The organism is Flavobacterium sp. Arc2, from assembly GCF_041431385.1.
Classification (GTDB): Bacteria; Bacteroidota; Bacteroidia; order Flavobacteriales; family Flavobacteriaceae; genus Flavobacterium.
This window is the reverse complement of record NZ_JASMRH010000001.1, coordinates 13,096-27,557: the sequence shown is the minus strand read 5'-3', so window position 1 is coordinate 27,557 and position 14,462 is coordinate 13,096. Positions and strand designations below refer to the sequence as shown.

Annotated in this window: 17 protein-coding genes; 5 read left to right on the top strand and 12 right to left on the bottom strand. The window is 34.7% G+C overall.

Annotation, left to right across the window (positions count from 1 at the left end; all coding sequences use genetic code 11):
- Positions 1–3 precede the first annotated feature (3 nt).
- Positions 4–852: a transketolase gene (locus QO182_RS00145; RefSeq protein ID WP_371559211.1), complete on the bottom strand. Its 849-nt coding sequence runs from the start codon at positions 850–852 to the stop codon at positions 4–6.
- A 205-nt stretch (positions 853–1,057) separates the two neighbouring features.
- Here QO182_RS00145 and QO182_RS00140 point away from each other — a divergent pair, with 205 nt between their 5' ends.
- The 3 genes from QO182_RS00140 to QO182_RS00130 all read left to right on the top strand — a co-directional run bounded on the left by QO182_RS00140 (position 1,058) and on the right by QO182_RS00130 (position 3,361).
- Positions 1,058–1,639, top strand: coding sequence for a Crp/Fnr family transcriptional regulator (locus QO182_RS00140; protein WP_371542774.1), 582 nt, complete (start codon positions 1,058–1,060; stop codon positions 1,637–1,639).
- A gap of 90 nt (positions 1,640–1,729) precedes the next feature.
- Positions 1,730–2,245, top strand: a complete 516-nt coding sequence (locus QO182_RS00135; RefSeq protein WP_371542771.1) for a hypothetical protein — start codon at positions 1,730–1,732, stop codon at positions 2,243–2,245.
- A gap of 21 nt (positions 2,246–2,266) precedes the next feature.
- A complete protein-coding gene (locus QO182_RS00130; RefSeq protein WP_371559207.1) occupies positions 2,267–3,361 on the top strand; it encodes an alkene reductase in 1,095 nt (364 codons plus the stop codon).
- Between the two features lie 207 nt (positions 3,362–3,568).
- On the opposite strand, the gene QO182_RS00125 is transcribed toward QO182_RS00130, so the two are convergent.
- From QO182_RS00125 to QO182_RS00090, 8 genes are all read right to left on the bottom strand, one after another.
- Entirely contained in the window at positions 3,569–3,817 is a 249-nt protein-coding gene (locus tag QO182_RS00125; RefSeq protein ID WP_371542766.1) for a hypothetical protein, read from the bottom strand.
- Positions 3,817–4,128, bottom strand: coding sequence for a rhodanese-like domain-containing protein (locus QO182_RS00120; RefSeq protein WP_371542763.1), 312 nt, complete (start codon positions 4,126–4,128; stop codon positions 3,817–3,819). The genes QO182_RS00125 and QO182_RS00120 overlap by 1 nt, the downstream gene beginning before the upstream one ends.
- Position 4,129: 1 nt before the next feature.
- The gene (locus QO182_RS00115; protein WP_371542760.1) at positions 4,130–4,417 is read right to left on the bottom strand and encodes a rhodanese-like domain-containing protein; all 288 of its coding nucleotides are present in this window, start codon (positions 4,415–4,417) and stop codon (positions 4,130–4,132) included.
- 226 nt (positions 4,418–4,643) lie between these two features.
- Positions 4,644–5,210: a ferritin-like domain-containing protein gene (locus QO182_RS00110; protein ID WP_371559205.1), complete on the bottom strand. Its 567-nt coding sequence runs from the start codon at positions 5,208–5,210 to the stop codon at positions 4,644–4,646.
- Between the two features lie 375 nt (positions 5,211–5,585).
- Entirely contained in the window at positions 5,586–6,005 is a 420-nt protein-coding gene (locus tag QO182_RS00105; RefSeq protein WP_371559203.1) for a DUF1003 domain-containing protein, read from the bottom strand.
- Between the two features lie 22 nt (positions 6,006–6,027).
- Complete coding sequence (locus tag QO182_RS00100) at positions 6,028–6,375, bottom strand: DUF1622 domain-containing protein (RefSeq protein ID WP_371542751.1); 348 nt, start codon at positions 6,373–6,375, stop codon at positions 6,028–6,030.
- A gap of 54 nt (positions 6,376–6,429) precedes the next feature.
- A complete protein-coding gene (locus QO182_RS00095) occupies positions 6,430–7,173 on the bottom strand; it encodes a hypothetical protein (protein WP_371559201.1) in 744 nt (247 codons plus the stop codon).
- A gap of 567 nt (positions 7,174–7,740) precedes the next feature.
- Positions 7,741–8,295 carry an RBBP9/YdeN family alpha/beta hydrolase gene (locus tag QO182_RS00090; RefSeq protein WP_371542746.1) on the bottom strand — a complete coding sequence of 185 codons (555 nt, stop codon included), beginning with the start codon at positions 8,293–8,295 and terminating at the stop codon, positions 7,741–7,743.
- A 263-nt stretch (positions 8,296–8,558) separates the two neighbouring features.
- On the opposite strand from QO182_RS00090, the gene QO182_RS00085 reads away from it, so the two are divergent.
- Complete coding sequence (locus tag QO182_RS00085) at positions 8,559–9,398, top strand: alpha/beta hydrolase (RefSeq protein WP_371559199.1); 840 nt, start codon at positions 8,559–8,561, stop codon at positions 9,396–9,398.
- 109 nt (positions 9,399–9,507) lie between these two features.
- A complete protein-coding gene (locus QO182_RS00080) occupies positions 9,508–9,972 on the top strand; it encodes a hypothetical protein (RefSeq protein WP_371559197.1) in 465 nt (154 codons plus the stop codon).
- Between the two features lie 237 nt (positions 9,973–10,209).
- Here QO182_RS00080 and QO182_RS00075 read toward each other — a convergent pair whose 3' ends face one another.
- The 3 genes from QO182_RS00075 to QO182_RS00065 form a co-directional block, all read right to left on the bottom strand.
- The gene (locus QO182_RS00075) at positions 10,210–11,610 is read right to left on the bottom strand and encodes a M16 family metallopeptidase (protein ID WP_371542738.1); all 1,401 of its coding nucleotides are present in this window, start codon (positions 11,608–11,610) and stop codon (positions 10,210–10,212) included.
- Between the two features lie 4 nt (positions 11,611–11,614).
- Positions 11,615–12,928 carry a M16 family metallopeptidase gene (locus QO182_RS00070; RefSeq protein WP_371559195.1) on the bottom strand — a complete coding sequence of 438 codons (1,314 nt, stop codon included), beginning with the start codon at positions 12,926–12,928 and terminating at the stop codon, positions 11,615–11,617.
- A gap of 425 nt (positions 12,929–13,353) precedes the next feature.
- Positions 13,354–14,439, bottom strand: a complete 1,086-nt coding sequence (locus tag QO182_RS00065) for an L-dopachrome tautomerase-related protein (protein ID WP_371559193.1) — start codon at positions 14,437–14,439, stop codon at positions 13,354–13,356.
- Positions 14,440–14,462: the final 23 nt, after the last annotated feature.

The window sequence follows — 14,462 nt, the reverse complement described above, 5'->3', positions numbered from 1 at the left end:
TTATTAGTAATCACCTAAGGTTTCTGGATTTTGAGCAAATGCAGTTTCTAGTTGTGCATCATTAGGTGCTTTCCCGTGCCATGCATGAGTATGCATCATGAAGTCAACTCCATTACCCATCTCTGTGTGTAACAATACACAAACTGGTTTTCCTTTTCCTGTTCTTGATTTAGCATCTGTCATACCTGCAATAATCGCTTCGATGTCATTTCCTTTTACTATGTCAATCACTACCCAATCAAAAGCTTCAAATTTAGCGCGGATACTTCCCATAGCTAAAACTTCGTCAGTAGTTCCGTCAATTTGTTTTCCGTTAAGGTCAATCGTAGCAATAAGGTTGTCTACTTTTTTAGCAGATGCATACATGATTGCTTCCCAGTTTTGACCTTCTTGCAATTCACCATCACCATGTAAAGTATAGATTAAATGGTTGTCATTGTTTAGTTTTTTTGCTTGTGCAGCTCCAATTCCTACAGATAAACCTTGTCCAAGTGAACCAGATGCGATTCTAACTCCAGGTAAGCCATCGTGAGTAGTAGGATGTCCTTGTAGTCTTGAGTTAATTAGACGGAAAGTAGCTAATTCCGAAACTGGAAAATAACCGCTTCTTGCCAAAACGCTGTAAAAAACTGGAGAGATATGACCGTTTGAAAGGAAGAAAAGATCTTCTCCTATTCCGTCCATATCAAAACCTTCTTTGCGTTCCATTAGGTTTTGGTATAAAGTTACCAGAAATTCAGTACAGCCAAGAGATCCTCCTGGGTGACCAGAGTTTACGGCATGTACCATTCGAAGAATGTCTCTTCTGACTTGGATAGTTAAATCGCTTAATTGTTGTGTGTTAGGCTTCATTTTGTGTGTAAAAGTTAAACTGAGCCAAAGGTAATTTTTATTTTGCCGTAAGACAAATGATTTTTGATTTTGTTAGAGCTCTTTGTAATACAATTGGCAGCAATTTAAGGTCGCAACGTTCTTTTTTGTGAATTTAGTTTTTACTATTTATTCCTTTTTAACAATTGGTTTTTTAAATTGATGCTGTAATTATTATCTTGCGGATATGTATGAACAATTAGCAAAAAGTATTGGTGATAAAGTGACACTGACCGCAGCAGAGTTTGATTTGTGTAAGACCTTTTTTATTCCAAAAAAAATAAGAAAGAAACAAACTTTACTGTTAGAAGGGGATGTGTGTACCTACAATGCTTTTATTGAAAAAGGAATTTTACGTTCGTATACTACTGATGCAAAAGGACATGAACACATCGTGCAGTTTGCTTTTGAAGGCTGGTGGATTACAGATTTATCGAGCTTTTTAATGGGAGGACATTCAACCTATACGATAGAAGCTATCGAAGATTCAGAACTGTTGTTGTTAACTGCGACTGCAAGACAGGAATTAATGGATGCGCTACCGGCATTTGAACGCTACCAAAGACTTTTATTGCAAAACGCCTATATTGCTTTGCAGGGAAGAGTAAACTCTGCCTTAACTGCAACTGCCGAAGAAAAATACACTAAACTCACCATTGCACACCCTAATATTATAGCGCGCGTACCCCAACATATGATAGCTTCCTACCTTGGTCTCACCCCAGAAACACTAAGCCGAGTGCGAAAACAAATTACTCTTCGAAAATAAAATTGATTTAGATCAATGGCATTTCTTGTTCTACCTCAATGGAACCAAGCAGTCTCTTACTGTAATTTTGCAACAATAAAAACAAGAAGGATGCAAAACATAAGAACTATCGCCGTTATTGGTGCTGCTGAGAAAAGAAATTTTTCGCTACTTAAAGAGTTGTCGGAACAGTATCAGCTTTTATTATTTGATAAAAATCAACAAGCACTTTCAGATCTTCATGAAAGCCTATTGGTACAAAATCGCCACGCTTATATTGAGAAAATGGATTGTGCTGTAAATGCCAGTTGGGAAGCAGATCTTATTATTCTTTCTGGTTTTTGTATCCACGACCATGCTGTTGTTGAAAAAATAAAAGAAGTCGCTACTGCAAAAATCATCATTGTTATAGAAAATGAAGATGAGTTTACGACCTCAATAAAAAACCAATTAAACTTTGATTTGATTTTTCCTCATTCTAAAATAGTAGAAATCATCAATATCTCTACAGATGAAGATGCAGAGAAAGAATTTCTTTTGGAAGGCCATAACTCAAAAGCTTTGGATGTCGTTTCAGGTATTTTTGAAGGATGTGGCTTTACTACTTACTTATCTCAACTAAATTAATACAATATAAATAATAACAATATGAGTAATTCCCTTTTATTACGTCCCTATAAATATAATACAACTACTTTTAATAATCGTATGGCGATGGCTCCTATGACTAGAAGCCGTGCAGGTAATGTAGGTAATTTAGCAACACAGCAGATGGCTATTTATTACGCTGATCGTGCTGATGCAGGTTTACTAATTACTGAAGGTACTGTGGTGAGTACAAAAGCTGTGGGTTTTATCAATGTTCCTGGTATATACAGTGCCGAACAAACAGAAAGTTGGAAACAAGTGACTCAAGCGGTTCATGACAAAGGCGGAAAAATATTTGTGCAACTGTGGCATACTGGAAGATTGTCACATCCTGACTTGCATAATGGTGAGTTACCTCATGCACCTTCAGCAATTAATCCAGAGGCAAAAGCATATGTAGAAAGTGGTTTTATTGATACTGTAACTCCAAAAGAGATGACGGTAAAAGAAATTAAAGAGACTATTTTAGATTTTAAAAATAGCACAGCAAATGCGGTTGAAGCCGGTTTTGACGGAGTAGAATTACATGCGTCAAACGGATACTTGTTTCACCAATTTTTTAATGGAACATCTAACACACGTACTGATGAATACGGTGGTAGTATCGAAAATAAAGCCCGTATTTTATTCGAAACTCTAGATGCTTTAAAAGGTATTATAGACTATTCTAGAGTAGGTGTTCGTCTAAACCCTTCTATGCATGGAGTGCAGGGAATGACGGTTGATCAAGACACGATTCCTACCCACGAATATATTGTAAACCGCTTAAATGATTATGGATTAGCCTATGTGCATTTTTCGGAACCATTTACGGATGTAAGCGAAGTGCCTTATGCCGTGACTGAAATTGCTAAACATTTCAGACCTATATACAAAGGGTTATTGATGATTAACAAAGGGTTTACTAAAGAATCTGGAAACCAAGTAATCGAAGATGGCTATGCAGATATGGTAGCCTATGGAGTTCCATTTATTGCCAATCCTGATTTAGTTGCACGCTTCGAGAAAGACGCTCCGCTAAATGCTGCTGACCAAAGTACTTTTTATACTTTTACAGCTAAGGGATACAATGATTATCCAAAAATGGACGCTTAATCTAATTGAATAGAATTTAATTTGTGAATGGGATAGCCGTTTTTATTATTCAATGCTAATGATGCAATAGAGGTATTGTTTCAATATAAATTGTTGAACCTAATAATTTAAAAAGCCCCTATTTGGGGCTTTTTATATGCTGTAATTTTAGTTGGCCTCTCACGATTGTTTTTTTCGGGAGTAGCCGGCTTTTTTCATGCAGCTAATTTATTTTGCTGTTATTTCTTCATATTCGACATCTTCAACGGCGTCGTTATTCTTTTTCTTCATGGGTACTGAGCAGCCATTAACTCCACCACAACCAGAATTTGTAACAACTTGGTATAATAGAAAACTAGCTAAAAGTCCTGAAAGAATGCTTTGGGTTTGAAACGCTTGTACACCGATATAAACGCCAAGAGCAAGACGGACAAAACGCATAAAATGCCAATCAGTTAATAGGTTTTGTAAATTCATTATATTTTGTTTTGTAAACTACTCCAGCCTCCGCCGTTATGTACTTGCGCAAAACCACTCGATTTTAAAATACTTTTTGCCGAAGCACTTCGCATCCCTGATGCACAGCAAGTAATGATAGTAGCATCCTTTTTTAATTTTGGAATATGTCTCGAAAGATCATTCAATGGAGCATTGATTGAACCTTTGATATGTCCCTGTTTGTATTCTCCCGGACTACGAACATCTAGAATTACAGCTCCTTGTTTTACTAAATCGGCGTAATCTACTTTTGGTCCGATGCCAAATATTTTTTTTAATGTGTTTATCATCTTATTTTGTTGCTTGTGATTTATAAAAATTTACGTCTAACCAAGATCCTCCATTGTAACACTCTACTCCAAGTTGGGAAAGAAAATGTTGTGCTTGTCCGCTTCTATTTCCAGAGGCGCAACATAACACTAAAGGGGCTTTCAGTTTTTTTAATTCTTCTACTCTTTCTGGTATCTCATTAAGCGGAATGTTGATGGAATCAACTACATTACCTCCCATAAATTCACCATATGAACGAACATCTACAATAGTTCCTTCGTTTTCTTTGATTATTTTTTCTACGCTCATCTTGTTTAATTTATAAAGTTTGAATTATTCTCAAAAGTAGCACTGTTATTCATCGTATGTATCTTGTACTCCTACTTGATAAAACAAAAGTAACACAAAGGAAAAGGTTTGTCAGTAACTTTTGTTACACAAGCAAATATTTAACGTTCAATTGACTATCGCTAAGATCGTATTCATAAAAAAAGCCTGTACGGAACAGGCTTCTTAAATAATTTATATAATATAATTACATCGTTGGATTGGTAAGTACATCTGCTTTAAAAGCATTGTTGTTAATGGAAGCCATTGCAAGCTTAGTTAATCCAGCATCAGCTTTTTTCTCTTCATCAAGCGTCATAGCTAACAAATCTGCTGCTTTGTTTTCTCCCATTGTTTTTGCAAAAGCATGTAAAGTACCATAAGTTGCAATTTCATAATGCTTAACCTTTTGTTCAGAGGCAATTAAACTAGCATCACGAACGTTACCTAAATCTGTTTTCTTAATCATCTCATCACTCTCTTTTAGAATCCCTTCCATCGCTGCACATTTTTTAGCCTCGGGTTTAATGCCGGTAACTTCAAATATTTTTTGCAATCGGGAAATGTGTTCGTTCGTTTCGGTCAAGTGTTTATTTAGAGTCGTAGCCAATTCTGGAGTTGATGCATTTTTTGCCATTTTAGGAAGTGTTTTACTCAATATTTTTTCTGCATAATAAATATCTTTCAATCCTACTTCAAATAAATCTCTCAATCCATGAGCTGAATTTGCTTTTGCCTTTGTAGTTTCTACTTTTTTTCCTGTTGTAGTTGCCATAATAATTGATTTTAAATATTAATAATTTGCTTTTTGCTTATATTAAAATTAAAAAAAATAATTGGTAAAAAATATTTAATAAACTAAATATCAGTTAAATGGATGTTTTTAACTTAAAATAATAAGGGGTTACTTAATAATAACAATAGGGATTTTTTTAGAGGTAAATTTTAGCACTCTTTTTTGGTTACTACCAGAGTGAAAAGAGTAACAAACAGCTTGAGTTATTAAAAGGAAGGCTTTGGTTTTAAATATTGTAAAAATAATAAGCTCATTTATACCCTAATTGTTTCGGGCTAAATGAACTTATTATTAATTTAGTTTTATAAAGTGAAAATCAAGAAAAACTTAAATTGAGATGTATGATTTCATCCTTTATTTAGGCTGTCTTTCCATTTGTTCTAACAATCTTATTATTTTATCTAATTTGTAGACTTCAATGCTATTCAGTTTAGATGTCAGTGCTTCTATTTCTAGTTTGGCATCAAGATTAGTCTGATAATCTGCTTGTGCTTGAGCCCGGTCTCTTTCGTTTTGTCTGTTTTGAGACATCATGATAATCGGAGCTGCATAAGCCGCTTGTGTAGAGAACAGCAGATTAAGCAAAATAAAAGGATAGACATCCCAATGCTTCATAAAAGCAACTAAGTTTAAGGTCATCCATAGAACGACTAAAACGGTTTGTATAATTATGAATTTCCAAGACCCCATACTTTTAGCCACAGAATCGGCTAGGCGGCTCCCAAATCCTAAGTTGTCAAAATGTTTTTGGTGCCAATTTTTTTTTGCTAACATGTTATGTTCATTTGCTTAAGGGTTATTTATTTAAATTTTTTTGCCATGGAAATTTACCTTCAAGTTCGACTTGCAACGATAAACTCATGATGGTTCTGATAAATACAATTAGGCCTAAAATAGATACGGATTCGAGTGTAGGCTCTGCAACTACTGTGGCAATTATATCTGCGGCAATCAGTATTTCTAGTCCCAAAAGTATTGATTTTCCCAGAGTTTGTCTCAATTCAATAAAGGGTTCCGGTTCTTTTTTGAAAAATAATAAAAGTGATTTTCCCAGGGAATAAAGAACGCCTATAAAAATAGTAATACATCCTATGATTTCAATAGCTGCTGCGATGTAGTTTATAAATATTTTGATATTTTCCATTTTGCTTACTAATTAAATTCTGTTATCAAAAAGGTTTGAGTAATTTATCTTTGGCTAAGTACTTTCAGTATTTCCTTTTCTATGAGCAATAATTATAAGTGTTGTCATTAATAAAAGCGAAACTATTGAGGCTGCTAAAGTCCCTAAGTCTAATCCTCCTTTTGCAATTGGTTTCGTCAAAAAGTCTCCGAAGGTGGCTCCAAAAGGTCTTGTGAAAATGAAAGCAACCCAAAAGAGCAGAATATGGTTTATTTTTGTAGCATAATGTAAGGCTACCACAATCAGAATTACAGCTGCTGTAACAAGTGCTCCGTTTAAATAAGTCAGCCCAACTACATCACTTAAATAATCTCCAAAAGCAGTTCCTAAGCTGTTCGAAAAAAGGATGGCCAACCAATAATAAATTTCCTTGTCTCTGTCTATAATAGGATAGACATTTAAATTTTTGAACCTTTTATGCCAGAGTAGTAATGTTAGCGCTAAACAGCAAAACAAGATCAAGCTACCAACAGTATAACCTAAGTGTAAACTTCGATCAATGAAATCAGATATTTCTGTTCCCAGCGTTGTTGTCGCAATGATGACGAGCCAATAGAAAACAGGAATGTATTTTTTTGTAAACAATTGAACGGACAGGGCTACAACAAAGAAAAGTAGCGTAACAACTAAAGCAATTGTATAGCCAAGATCTAGTGTTTGAGCAATATAATCACCTAGAGTTTCGCCTAAGGTTGTTGCGATAATTTTCATTAACCAAAACAGTAGCGTGACTTGTGCTACTTTATTTATTCTTTCCATATGCTAAATAATGTTGCGCTTGAAAGCAGAGACAAAATGAATCTATTTGACAGGTAAATATATAGTAAACTTCGTTTGCTTGCACCGAGGAGTAAATAATGTTTGAGTCGTTTTATTGGTTGGAATAAGTATAGCAAACAGCTTTATTCTTTTTTCTATTAAGGTAGGAGTCGTAACATTCGTCGGTAAGGGGCAATTGATTATAATTTCTTGCAACAGATTATTTTGAATCATTTTAGTATACAACTAACTCTCTTTCTCGTGCAAAAATGGCAGTGCCAATTTGAATAGAGTAGGAGTATACAAGAACTAAAAACTCATTTACATACTTTTTTATTTTTGTGTTTGAGATTTCTAATCGAATTGATTTTACGTTTGACTATGGCGTTGCTGTACTTCTATCAATGCCGCCCGAGGATTTAACCCAATTCTATTTTCTAGTGATTGTGCTGTTTTTAGTATTCTCAACATAGGTAAAACAACTGATGGTTAAAAATACAATTCAAGAATACGTAGATAATTTTCTCGTTATTTTAATTTTCGAAAAAAGGAAAATGCGTTATAAAATTAATGATTTCCTTTTATTCTCTCCAATAGCGATTGTAGGATTTCTTGTCCTTCCTCCCAGTATTCTAATTTTGACTCTGAATTGAGATGTCCTTTCTCGCCAATATTTAAAAAAGAACTTCCCCATTTTTCCGCTAGAAATGCGGCTCTTTCTACTGAAATATAAGGATCATTAGAACTTGTAATTACAATCGAAGGATAATCTAGTTTTACTAAAGGGATTGGTGAGAAATTACGGGTTTCCTCGGGTGTATGTTCGGGACAATCTACATCTGCTGGTGCAACAAGTAGGGCTCCCACTATTTTATGTACTTTATTTTCTTTTGACCAATGACTAATCAGTGAGCAGGCAAGACTATGCGCAACAATAATAATTTCGCCTTCCGTAGATTCGATTGAAGTGTTGAGGCTCTCCAACCAATCTTTTAAAATGGGGTTGTCCCAATCATTCTGAATCACTTTTTTGGAATTTTCAAAATGCTGTAACCAATAGTTTTGCCAATGTGTCTCTCCTGAGTCTCCTAATCCGGGAACGATTAATATAGTGTGCTTCATGTTTTTCTTTTTTATTAAAGTGCAAGTTTGAATTGAAGAAAAATTATTTTCTCATTTCTGATTCACTTTGCTAATGGTGTTCGCAATAGTAACTGCGAATCTATCATTCATTTTAAATTATTACGTGCCGTTACAAAGCTAATCAATTCCACTTCCTTCTGTTATGATATTGTTTAATTTCATTGGTAGGAAAATGGCACGATAGCTTTTAGTAATAATTGCGGCTGCTTTTTCTTTAATTTATATATTTGTAAAAAAAAAACATGCGTTATAAAATTGCGATTCTAATTCTCCTTAATAGTGTTTTGTTGGGGAGTTGTGCCTCAAAAAAAATAAAAGATGCTTCTTATTTAGAAACTTCAAAAGAAAGCACAATAGCCACACCGAGATTGAATGTTTTTGTTCCCAGAAATTCAAAAGCAAAACAACTTCCCGTGCTGATATTTGTACATGGAGGTTACTGGAATAGTGGGCGAAAGGGGACGTATGATTTGTTAGGCAGGAACTTTGCACGGAAAGGAGTAGTAACTGTTATTCCAGATTATACTTTGAGTCCAGATATGGATTATGACGGGATGACCAAGCAAATTGCTTCCGTGATTCAATGGACGAAAGACAGTATCAGTAAATACAAGGGTAACCCTAACGCAGTCTTTGTAACTGGACATTCAGCAGGAGGTCATTTGGGCGCATTAGCCGTTATGAATCCGAAGTACGGAATTGATCCTAAAAGTATTTCCGGAATAATCTTGAACGATGCCGCTGGATTAGATATGAAACATTATTTAGAGGAAAATCCACCTACTATGGATCACAATTATATAGCGACATGGGGTACTTCGCCCACTAAATGGCAAGATGCCTCGCCCATTTATTTTTTGAATAAAAACACACCTCCTTTCTTAATTTATGTTGGTGATAAAACGTACACATCCATAAAAACAACCAATAAGCGTTTTATTGATGCCTTGCATGCCTTTCAGCCAGGAGTTCAATCGGTACGATTGGATAAAAAACATGTTCCTATGGTTACGCAGTACTTTTATCCGTGGAGTGATCGTTTTGATGAGGTTATTGGCTTTATTAAAAGTGAGATGAAATAAATATTTTTTAATAATTAGTGAATAGTAAGGTAGGGTAAACTAGTTTGCAGTTGTCTTACTATTGAAGTTACCAATGAGATACTATTGTAATAACACTAATTTTAAAATTATGAAAACAGTTAAAGCCCTATTAATACTAATTATTTTTTCTTTCTTACCCAATGCGAATGCGCAAAAGGCTAGAGTTACTAATGATACCGAAGTAGAAACAAAACATAGTGTATCCTATTATGAACAAAGAGGTTTAGAAGACGCGCTATACGAACAACAGTTTGAAGCAAAAAGCAAAACGGAAGAACGTGCTTTCTGGGAGGAACAAAAAAAGTACGAAAAGGAATTAAAGAAAAACGACAGAAGAGCGCACCGAGCTTACCTTCAAGGTAAAAAAGAAGGGTATGCAGCGCACCATGATCATTGTGATAATCATTGTCATCACAGTGACTATTGGTATCAATATGCAGGCCATTATTACTATGGATATAGTGAGCCACGTTATGAAAACAGATCCAACAGAACGAGAGTAAATACGCAAATAGGAGTGACTACTCCAAAGGTAAGATTGGGGATTTTTTAATGCAATTTGAATATTGGACTAAAAAGAATAGCAATCAATTCGATAAAAAAGACCGCTATTAAATTAATTTAAGAGCGGTCTTTTTGTAATTATTTATTAAACTATACTCCGGTAATTTTGACAAAAAAACACTTTTAATAATAGTGCATTTATTTATCAGGAATTGCCGTTTTGAGTTTTATTAAGTAGTTATTAAAAATAATAAAAGCGGAAATAAAATTTCCGCTTGGATAGTAATTAAAGATTTTCCTTAGGGTCGTCCTTTATTTCTACTTGGGTTACTGTACCATATTTTTTTGCAATGTTTTTAATCTCATCTGCTTTCCCTATCAGCACAAACTGTAGCTTGTCTTTGGGGAAATATTTAGCAATGATTTGGTTGGCTTTCGCCAAGTCTAAGTTGTCAACATTTTTTTCAAAATCGTCAATGAAACTTTTATCAAAATCATACCAGAACATTTGAGTCAATAAATAGGCTTGTTGTGAGGTCGTTTCGTATTGTGGGGGAAACTGTCCTTTGACGTAATTTTTGGCAGAGCTCAACGCTTTTTCATTAATACCATTTTCATGCAATTTAGTGAGGACTTCGAGAGCCTTATCAATGGCTGCTTCTGTAGTTTTTACGTCTGTAAAAGTGCTGATAACAAAGGAACCACCATTTTTTAATGCCTTAAATTGACTACTGGCTCCATAGGTCAAACCAGAGTTTACACGCAACTCATCATTTAGCATCGATGTAAATCTCCCACCAAAAAGAGTGTTGACTACTTCAATAGCAACATAATCCGGATTGTTTCTACTTATACCGGGAGAGCCAATGAAAAATGTGGTTTCTCTAGCATCGTCCTTATTGACTAGCAATACTTTGTTTTCTTTTGGAATGCTAATTGCTTTTGATGCAGGACTTTCTTCTTCTTTTAACGTCTTTTCCCATTTTAAGAACATAGCAGTTAATGCGGTTTTCATTTCCTTGCTAGAAAAATCACCCACTACGCTTATGGCAGCATGGTCAGGTTTGTATTTCGTTTTATAAAAAGTACTGAGATCATTTACGGTTAATTTACTCACAGTTGACGTAGTGCCCGTTATTATATTCCCATAAACGTGATCTCCGTAAAGCATTGATTCAAAGTACGATCCTATCACAGATTGCGGGCTTTCTTTTTGTTGTTCAAGCTTTACCAATAGCCTACTTTTTTCTTTTTCAAATTCAGCAGGGTCAAAAACAGGATTAAGCAATATTTCTTTAATTATCGAGAGTACCTTGTCTTTGTCCTTGGCTGCAAAATGGGAGGAAATTCCGGAGTATTCTTTTGAAGAATAGGTATTTACGGCTGCGCCAATGAAATCGAGTTCTTCATCTAACTTTGCTTTTGTGAAATTTTTAGTACCATGTTTCAAAGCTGTCGCAGTCAATGATGCAAGTCCTGCTTTGTCTTTGTCATAAATTGCACCTGCGGGGATAATGGTAGATAGACTGATTACGGGTACATCATGTTGTTCCATTAGAAAAACAGTGAGGCCATTTGGTAATTTAAATGTAGAGTAACTAGGTAATTTATAACTTTGTGCTGACAGGCTTATTTGTGTTATCACAAGCAAACAGATCATTATGACTTTTTGGTTAATACTTTCCATACGATTAGTTTTCTACATTTGTTTTTAATACTCCTACTGTTCGGTTACTTTTTGTAAAATAGGCATTGGCAACACGCTGCACATCAGCGATTTTTATTTTATTGTAATTAGCTGGAGCATCAAACATTTTTCGATAGTCACCAAAAAACACTTCGTAAGTACCTATATTATTTGATTTTCCGTCTATGGTTTCTACTTGGTCGTAAAATTCCATTAGTTTTTGGTTTTTTATTTTTTGCAATTCCGTTTCGGTAATTCCATCTTTTTTTATTTTTTCAATCTCAGCATATATTGCATTTTCCAAATCTACTTCATCCACATTTTTATTGGCTACAGCATATACATTGAAAAGACCAGGATCAAAGCTATCGCCATAATCAGTAAAAACTTGGGTAGCCAGTTGTTTTTTGTCTACAAGCGAAGCATACAATCGGGATGATTTGCCGCTTGAAAGAACTGAGCTAAGAATATTTAAAGCATAATAATCATCGTGTTTGGTTTCAGGAGTATGATAACCAATCATAAGATAGGGGGTAGCAACTTCTTTTTGAACAGTTATTCTTCGTTCTCCAGTTTGTGCAGGTTCTACAATATGAACTTTTGGAGGAGCTGGTTGAGCAGGAATTGGTTCCAGGTATTTCTCTGCTAATAGTTTTACCGCTTCAGTTTTGATCGCGCCACTTACTACAACAACGCAGTTATTTGGCGCATAATATGTTTTAAAATACCGTTCTAAGTCTTGTTGCGTCCAATTCTTCATATCATCTTCATATCCCATAACAGGCCAGTGGTAGGGGTGTTCTTGAAAAGCGGTTGCCTGAAGGGATTGCGACAACAAACGCCAAGGAGAATTTTCAAGACCAGTACGACGCTCGCTTAATACTACGTCTCTTTCACTTTCTACCATCGTAGGATCAATACTCAAACTGGATATTCGATCTCCTTCAAGATCAAATATAACCGATGCAGCAGATGTAGGAAACCAGTTCGTGTATACCGTAACATTTTCAGTAGTATAGGCATTATTTGCCCCGCCATTAAATTCCATTGTTTGGTCAAATAATTTTGGACCATATTTTTTTGCACCATTAAACATCATATGTTCAAAAAAATGGGATAGACCAGTAATTCCTTGGTATTCGTTCCGGCTTCCTACCTTGTAAAACAAATACATATTTGCATTTGGGATTGAGAAGTCTTTCACTACCAGTATTTTCATTCCATTTTTCAGGGTAAAAGTGTTTACGTCGTCTGCTTTTATTTGTGCTTGTCCTGCTAAGGAGAGCAAAAGAAAAAGCGGTAGCATTATCTTTTTCATACGGTGTAAATTAATATTTGATTAAAATTAAATTAGTTTCCTCCCTTTTTATATTGAAAATTGCGAGTTATTCTTTTAGAACAATGCTGATTTCAGTTTTCAAAATGGAATTTAATTAATAGTAATAAGTCGGCCGGTTTAATTATTTGTTACATTTATATGATGAAAAAAGTTGCTTTGTAGTAAAATTAGGATGCTAATTTACCTCATCTTTGATTAGCTTCGAATAGATTGAGTTTTAAATTATCTTTGTGATCATCATCAGGCAGTTTATTGGCAACGATGTTATTGGTATTTTCTAATGCAATTGGAGTGTCGAATACACAGCAATCAAGTAATTAACAAACAAAGAAGACTGTATTTAAGTTACCTTAAATACAGTCTTCTTTTGGATTTTTTTAGCAGAAAGTCGCTTTTTCCTTTTCTTAATTGTTAGACAATTCGATTTTATTCAAAGTAAAAGTCATGTTGGAAATATCGGCTGTAACCTCATTAATCCTTGAGTTTGTGAAATACAAGTAGTTGTTATAAATACTAAACGTATCAGCCCATCTAATTTCATCTCCTTCAACTAGGGTATGAATGCTGCCATCTTTTTTTCGGTACATAATTTTGTTGTTTTCTAAATCAGCAAAATATAATGTGCCATTTTCGTCAAGTATCATTCCATCTGGAGCTGAGGTTTTAGCTACTAATTTTACTGATTTTTCTATTTCTTTATTAGTTCCATTAGCTAATACCTTTGTAGGTACTGAGTATAAACTATAGCCTGTTAGTGTATGGAAATAGAGGAGGTCATTCTTGGTGTCTAATGCAATTCCGTCAGAATTAATCGTATTCTCCCATTTTTTAGTATCGAAAGTCAAATAGGATTGCTCCGCTTTTGTTGAAAAATGATTGTCTAAAACTCTAGTAGATTTTCCAGAAGTTATATCTAATACAATCAATCCGGCTCTGCCAGAATCAGTGCAATAGATTTTATTGTTTTTTATATCAACGCGTAAATCGTTAATGTAAGAATTAGGATAGTAGCTGTCTTTTTGTAATAGATAGGTTTTCTCTAATTTGTTATCATCAAGATTAAATACAAAAATTCTGGGTGCGTCTAAAACGTTTCCAAATAGAGGACTACGGGTGTCTAAGACATATAGTTTATTTTCGAAAGCAACAACAGATTGTACGCCAATAAATTTTTGCTCTTCAACTGCATCACCAATTTCCCATGAATTCCATTCTTTATTCGGATAGGCATTTTGCTGATTGTCTTTAGTAATTTCAACAACCGAATTCTTAACCCCTTTTCTCCATCTAGGAAAGTTTACGAAAATTTTCCCCGTATTGCTCACAGTAACACCCGTAACTTGCTGCCCTACGAATTCAGCGACTTGTTGCACTTGTGTTGTAAGACTATCTGTATGTTGTGGGACTTCAGTTTCTGTTTTCTTGATTGTCGTCTCTTTACAGGAAATTACTACTATAAAAAGAGAGAGTAGATAAAGGCTTTTTTTCATTTTAGTTGCGTTTTTAAAGGTCA

What these genes read in the sequence shown, in the direction of transcription:
- QO182_RS00140 (WP_371542774.1), top strand. Translation starts at nt 1,058, where the DNA reads ATGTATGAACAATTAGCAAAAAGTATTGGTGATAAAGTGACACTGACC.
- QO182_RS00090 (WP_371542746.1), bottom strand. Translation starts at nt 8,295, where the DNA reads ATGAAGCACACTATATTAATCGTTCCCGGATTAGGAGACTCAGGAGAG.
- QO182_RS00065 (WP_371559193.1), bottom strand. Translation starts at nt 14,439, where the DNA reads ATGAAAAAAAGCCTTTATCTACTCTCTCTTTTTATAGTAGTAATTTCC.
- QO182_RS00135 (WP_371542771.1), top strand. Translation starts at nt 1,730, where the DNA reads ATGCAAAACATAAGAACTATCGCCGTTATTGGTGCTGCTGAGAAAAGA.
- QO182_RS00125 (WP_371542766.1), bottom strand. Translation starts at nt 3,817, where the DNA reads ATGAATTTACAAAACCTATTAACTGATTGGCATTTTATGCGTTTTGTC.
- QO182_RS00120 (WP_371542763.1), bottom strand. Translation starts at nt 4,128, where the DNA reads ATGATAAACACATTAAAAAAAATATTTGGCATCGGACCAAAAGTAGAT.
- QO182_RS00105 (WP_371559203.1), bottom strand. Translation starts at nt 6,005, where the DNA reads ATGTTAGCAAAAAAAAATTGGCACCAAAAACATTTTGACAACTTAGGA.
- QO182_RS00085 (WP_371559199.1), top strand. Translation starts at nt 8,559, where the DNA reads ATGCGTTATAAAATTGCGATTCTAATTCTCCTTAATAGTGTTTTGTTG.
- QO182_RS00070 (WP_371559195.1), bottom strand. Translation starts at nt 12,928, where the DNA reads ATGAAAAAGATAATGCTACCGCTTTTTCTTTTGCTCTCCTTAGCAGGA.
- QO182_RS00110 (WP_371559205.1), bottom strand. Translation starts at nt 5,210, where the DNA reads ATGGCAACTACAACAGGAAAAAAAGTAGAAACTACAAAGGCAAAAGCA.
- QO182_RS00075 (WP_371542738.1), bottom strand. Translation starts at nt 11,610, where the DNA reads ATGGAAAGTATTAACCAAAAAGTCATAATGATCTGTTTGCTTGTGATA.
- QO182_RS00095 (WP_371559201.1), bottom strand. Translation starts at nt 7,173, where the DNA reads ATGGAAAGAATAAATAAAGTAGCACAAGTCACGCTACTGTTTTGGTTA.
- QO182_RS00145 (WP_371559211.1), bottom strand. Translation starts at nt 852, where the DNA reads ATGAAGCCTAACACACAACAATTAAGCGATTTAACTATCCAAGTCAGA.
- QO182_RS00130 (WP_371559207.1), top strand. Translation starts at nt 2,267, where the DNA reads ATGAGTAATTCCCTTTTATTACGTCCCTATAAATATAATACAACTACT.
- QO182_RS00115 (WP_371542760.1), bottom strand. Translation starts at nt 4,417, where the DNA reads ATGAGCGTAGAAAAAATAATCAAAGAAAACGAAGGAACTATTGTAGAT.
- QO182_RS00100 (WP_371542751.1), bottom strand. Translation starts at nt 6,375, where the DNA reads ATGGAAAATATCAAAATATTTATAAACTACATCGCAGCAGCTATTGAA.
- QO182_RS00080 (WP_371559197.1), top strand. Translation starts at nt 9,508, where the DNA reads ATGAAAACAGTTAAAGCCCTATTAATACTAATTATTTTTTCTTTCTTA.